Below are 4,897 nucleotides of genomic sequence, written 5' to 3' on the forward strand. Positions count from 1 at the left end.
GAACCCGGCCGCGGCCACGGCGGAGCACCCGAGCATGAGCGGCCGGGCGCGCGGCAGCCGCCGGGTGACCGGCACCGCCAGCGACCGCCCGGTCGCCATGCCGACCAGGAACAAAGAGGCCACCGCAGGCGCCAGTCCGTCGGACGCGTGGTGCCACTCGGTGACCGCCGAGGCCGCCCAGAACACCATGCAGAACTCCACGCTCACCGCGAGCACCACCTCGACCCAGGGCCCGATGAGCCGGCGAACGTCGGCGCGCGGCGCGTCGTCCGCCGGCGCCTCGGCCACCGGCAACGGAACCCGCCAGGCGGGCACCAGCACGAGGACGAGCATGACGAGCGGCACCACGAGGTACCCGGCCCGCCAGCCCATCCCGGCCGCGAGCGCCCCGGCCACCATCAGAGGCGCGAGCACGGAGGCCGCACTCGCGAGCCCGTTCGCCTCCCCGACCGCCGCCGCCGGGGCATGCGGGTGAAGAGCGGACAGCAGCGCGGGGATCAGTTGGATGAGCAGCGCCCCACCGACCCCGATGAGCAGCGCCCCGAGGAGCGTGAGCGCCTGCTGCGAGGTCGCCAGGAACAGCCCACCGACGATCATCCCGCCGATGGACAGCCGCAACGCCACCGCCCGGCCGACCCACCCGACCAGCACACCTCCGAGAACCCCGATGAGGAGCAGCCCGACGGCGAAGAGCGTGGGGTAGAAGGCGACCTGATCCCGGCCGACCCGAAGATCCTTCTGGAGCGGCACCAGGATGGCACCGAGCCCGTTGAGGAGGAAGCCGAAACAGCTGAGGACGGCGTACAACAGCCAGGTCGCACCGCCCCGCGACAACCCCCCCGAACGTTCCACAGGGGGAGACTAATGCCGACGAGCGGCGACCGTACACGACACGATCACGGGACGTACGAGACGCCAGTGGCCACCCGTTCGCGAGGAGTGGCGAATGTCCGCTAAACTCGCTGAGGCGCCACGGACCAGGGGTTCGCGGCCCGTGGGGTATGGTGTAATCGGCAGCACGACTGATTCTGGTTCAGTTAGTCTAGGTTCGAGTCCTGGTACCCCAGCACAGCGCCTGACCTGCAGCGGGAGCCTCTGACGAGGCCCCGCTTTTGTCATCCCTGAGCCTGTTGGGGAACGGATGGGGAACAGACCGACGCCTCGGTCGACGACCGGGAGACATGGCCAGTTCAGCACGATCTGCGTGGCTACTGCGGTCGATGTGGTGAATGTGAAATGAGGATCTGGCCAGAGCCGGGTCTGAACCTCATCGCGTTCGGCGTGCTTGACGACCCTCAACGTCCGCGCCGCGACGGATCGCGCCCCGCGATAGCGTGCGTGAGTCGGACACTCGCGGACCGGTCCAGCTCACCTGGGAGCGGCGGGGCTCGATGCTATGGGGGCCGCGTCGAGGAAACCGAGTTCTTTGTCGCTACGGCTGTAGGCGAGGCGGTAGAGCCTTCGCCAATCCTCACCCAGGATGACGTGTACGTTCTCGTGCCGGGCGATCGTGGTCTTGAGGCTCTTGTCGCTGCCGAGCCCCATACCGACCTGTACGGTACATCGCCGGAGAGCCGCGAGGCGCCTTCATCCGAACTCGGCACGCCTCCGCCGCAGCGGCGTCATCTCGCAGGCGTCGTTGTCCTCCCAAGTCACAGGTTAAGCATCACTCACACGGGCCGACTCACCGTGGTGGTTAACACGCGGGTGTGGGCTTACGTATCTGACCTGCGGGCCGAACTCATCGCAGGCGCTCGGCTACACGTCTGTCGGGTGTGCCGCCCTCTACCCTGTTCTTCACACCGCCGAAGGGAAACCTGCGGCCTGGCCTATAGCAGCGACGCCGTCTACCTGAAGATCGCCGCTGCCCTCCGCGACCGGATCCGCGTCGGCTGACGCGCGCCAGGCGACAGGTTTCCTTCAAAGGCGAAGGTCTCCGCTGACGGCCTGATCGACACACTCCTTGGGGTCGGCCACGTCGTTCGTACCGCGGAGCAGGCGGGCAAGACCCCTAACTACCGGCGCATCATCCTCGCCTACGGGGACAATAACTGAAGCGGCGGCCATCGGTCTGTCTCATGTCTCTAGCGTCGGGTGGGGATTCGGCCTGGTGCGAACCGTTGGGTCTGTGGCGACAGCGACCGATGGCAGCGACGCGACCCGGCCGTCTTCCTTGTAGACGACGGAAACGCCGCCTATTACCTCGTACGAGTCATCGCCATCTACCAAGTACTCCCGCGCGCCGATCTCGAAGACGTACATGTCGTCGGTCTCGGTTATCGTGCGGTCGTCAAGGCAGAAGGTGCCGTGTGTCCAACCTGGCTCCAATGCGTCACGAACCTTTGTGCGTGCTTCTTCATATGTGACTGCCATAACTCTTCCTCCAGGTTCGGTCAAGGTTCAAGGTAGGGTCTTACCGCCCGGGGCCTGGGCGTCGGCAAATCGTCGAGCCGAAGATATTTCGTGTTCCGTCCCATATTGAAGTAGTGGGAGGCGTCAGTGACAGCGGGCGTCGGTTGCCCGTCGATGAAGCGGACCTTCCCGCCAACGTTTTCGACGTTGAACACGTGCCCGCCGCCAGTGTTCCACCTGATGCGGACGATCCCCCTGGCGCCTGGCTCCCGGAAGGCTTCCTCGATCTCTGACTTCGTGCCGTCGGTGAAATTGCGGCCCCATGGTTGCTCGATCGCGTTCGCCTGACGGCCGCCAACGCCGTCCTGGTCCCTCCGAAGGTGCGGCTCAAGCGGCCCTGCCTCGACGTCATGACCCCGTCGCCGTAGTTCGTAGGCTTGCACTACGCCGGTGCAGTTCTCTGAGTAAGCTGATTTGCTTCGATCGAACTTGGGGTTGACCTTATCTAGGGCGTGGTCAATCTGTCGATCGACCTTCTTGTCGGCGTAGTTCGCGAGTTCTTCGCCAAGCTGCCGTTGACGAAGAAAGTCCTTGTCTTCGTCAAGCTCTTCTTCTCTGCTTTCCCCGACAGCTTCGTCCTCGAAGAGTTCCTCGCCTTCTGCTGGATCGTCGTCCTCCCGGAATTCATTTGCGATCGATGATGCGTCGATCTCCCCATCGCTCTGTCGGTTGATACCAGCCAACCTGGCGCGAGCCTCGGCTCGCGATGGAAAGCCAGGAGTCCCGGGCTGGTCGGGTACAGGAGAGGTCGGTGCGCGTTCGGGAGAGTGTCTATCTGGCGAGTCGGTCCTGTCGTCTTGCTTGATGTGGTCACTCGTCACGGCTGGTTCCTGTCATGGCCGTAAGGGAGCGGTCATCGGCGGGATGTTGAGAACATGCTGTGAGGGCGTCGATCCGGTGCTTTTGGCAGAGTGGGCCGGTGCGGCTGGCCAGCGTGCGCTGCGGAGATGCTCTTCTGCTATCGCCTGTTCGCCGCGCACGAAGAGAGTGACGGTGAGGTCGATACGGGCGCCAGCCTCTGGTCGGGCGTAGGCGCCCGCGACAGCGGCGAGGCCGGTGGTGAGTTCTTCGATGGCGTCTTTGTCGCCGAGTCGGACGAGGCAGTTGCCGCGCCAGCGGGTGGGGTGGCTTTTGCTGAGTACGGGGTAGGGCGGCACGTCACCCGACTCGTCGGGAAGCAGGCCGCTCGCCTCGTCGAGTGTGCGGCGTTCCGCGTCGTCGGCGTTGCCCGTGGCGGGCAATATCTCGGTGTGTGCGGCGGCGGGCCAGGTTCGCATCAGTGCGGGCAGGGCTGTGGCGGCCTGGTGGCGGGCGTGGCCGACGAGTTCGGCGACCAGCTCGGCGTCGCCCAGGTCGAGCAGGACGGATGCCTGTTCCGCGGCGGTGGAGGCCAGCGAGGAGGGCTCCTCGGCGTCTTTTACGGCGGCTTTGGCGCGCTCGAAGTGCTCCCACGATTCGCGTGGGGCGCCGACGTCGAGGGCCTGCCAGCCGGCCAAGGCTGAAGCGTCGGCTAACACCTTGGCGAATAGCCGCCGTCTGGTCCGTACGGCGTGGCAATTCAATTTCTCCACATGTGTTCTGATCTGGTCGTGGATGAGCTGAGCGCCCTGGCGGGCGTCCAGTCGGCGGATGGCGCCCGTCTGAGCTTGTAGGAGGTCGGCGACCTCGATGTCGACCGGGGACGCGCGGGTCAACTCGGCGGCGAGTTCTTCCAGAGGCTCGGGCTCGGGTGCCTCGGGCTCCGTGACGAAGCCGAGCTCGGCCGGCGAGCAGCCGTAAACCTCGCAAAAGAGCTGCTGGTAGAGCGGGCTGACGGCGCCGTAATCCTTCTCCCAGCGGGCGAGGCTCTCTGGCTTGGGGAGTGCTTCGCCGCGCGCTTTGGCCACGCGGCGTAGGTGTACGTCGAGTTGTGCCTTGCTCCGCCCACGGCGTTGCCGGTGGGTTCGCAACGAGGTCAACGGCACTCCTCATCGAACAGGTCGCGCATGTTTACCGACCTGTCATTCTGCCGCGTACCGGTGACATGACAAGGGATGACAGTCACCCTCTGTCATCTCGTGTCATCTACTGCCGGTCACAGCCGGAGATCGCCGGACAAGGGACGGAAGCACATCTGAAGCATTGCCCCAGGTCCATCGCCAGATGACGCTGCTACAGGCACCCTCCCAACCGTGCGCGTCGGCTGCCGTGGGTGGATTCTGGTTCAGTTGGTCTAGGTTCGAGTCCTGGTACCCCAGCACAACACCTGACCTGCAGCGGGAGTCTCGTATGAGACTCCGCTTTACTCGTTCCTCAGGCCGTTTCGGCACGACCAAGCGTTCCATGGCCTTGTGGGTGTGCCCGTGGTGTCGGTCCCGGCGGCCGGGAGCCCTCGTCTACCGGCCATACCCGACTCCCCCGTGGACATGGCCTAGTACTACATAGCTAGATCTGGATCGTCTGGAGGTGTAGCCGTCGTCGGAAGTGGTGTCTGCGTGCTGTGGCT

Annotated in this window: 4 protein-coding genes and 1 tRNA gene; 1 reads left to right on the forward strand and 4 read right to left on the reverse strand. The window is 65.3% G+C overall.

What is annotated here, in order from left to right; all coding sequences use genetic code 11:
- The coding region (locus ACFFNX_RS42240) for an MFS transporter (protein ID WP_378211871.1) at nt 1-852 on the reverse strand (852 nt) is incomplete at its 3' end.
- A 143-nt stretch (nt 853-995) separates the two neighbouring features.
- Here ACFFNX_RS42240 and ACFFNX_RS42245 point away from each other — a divergent pair.
- A tRNA-Gln gene (locus tag ACFFNX_RS42245) sits at nt 996-1,067 on the forward strand.
- Between the two features lie 1,009 nt (nt 1,068-2,076).
- On the opposite strand, the gene ACFFNX_RS42250 is transcribed toward ACFFNX_RS42245, so the two are convergent.
- The 3 genes from ACFFNX_RS42250 to ACFFNX_RS42260 all read right to left on the reverse strand — a co-directional run bounded on the left by ACFFNX_RS42250 (nt 2,077) and on the right by ACFFNX_RS42260 (nt 4,298).
- Nucleotides 2,077-2,373 carry a hypothetical protein gene (locus ACFFNX_RS42250; RefSeq protein WP_378211872.1) on the reverse strand — a complete coding sequence of 99 codons (297 nt, stop codon included), beginning with the start codon at nt 2,371-2,373 and terminating at the stop codon, nt 2,077-2,079.
- A 20-nt stretch (nt 2,374-2,393) separates the two neighbouring features.
- The gene (locus ACFFNX_RS42255; protein ID WP_378211873.1) at nt 2,394-3,095 is read right to left on the reverse strand and encodes a toxin glutamine deamidase domain-containing protein; all 702 of its coding nucleotides are present in this window, start codon (nt 3,093-3,095) and stop codon (nt 2,394-2,396) included.
- Between the two features lie 150 nt (nt 3,096-3,245).
- On the reverse strand, nt 3,246-4,298 hold the full coding sequence (locus ACFFNX_RS42260; protein ID WP_378211874.1) for a hypothetical protein: 1,053 nt from the start codon (nt 4,296-4,298) through the stop codon (nt 3,246-3,248).
- Between the last annotated feature and the right edge of the window lie 599 nt (nt 4,299-4,897).

Source organism: Actinoallomurus acaciae, assembly GCF_042429965.1.
Taxonomy (GTDB): domain Bacteria; phylum Actinomycetota; class Actinomycetes; order Streptosporangiales; family Streptosporangiaceae; genus Actinoallomurus; species Actinoallomurus acaciae.

Bases quoted from the DNA above. Each gene is read 5' to 3' on its own strand.
- ACFFNX_RS42250 (WP_378211872.1), bottom strand. From the start codon at position 2,373: ATGGCAGTCACATATGAAGAAGCACGCACAAAGGTTCGTGACGCATTG.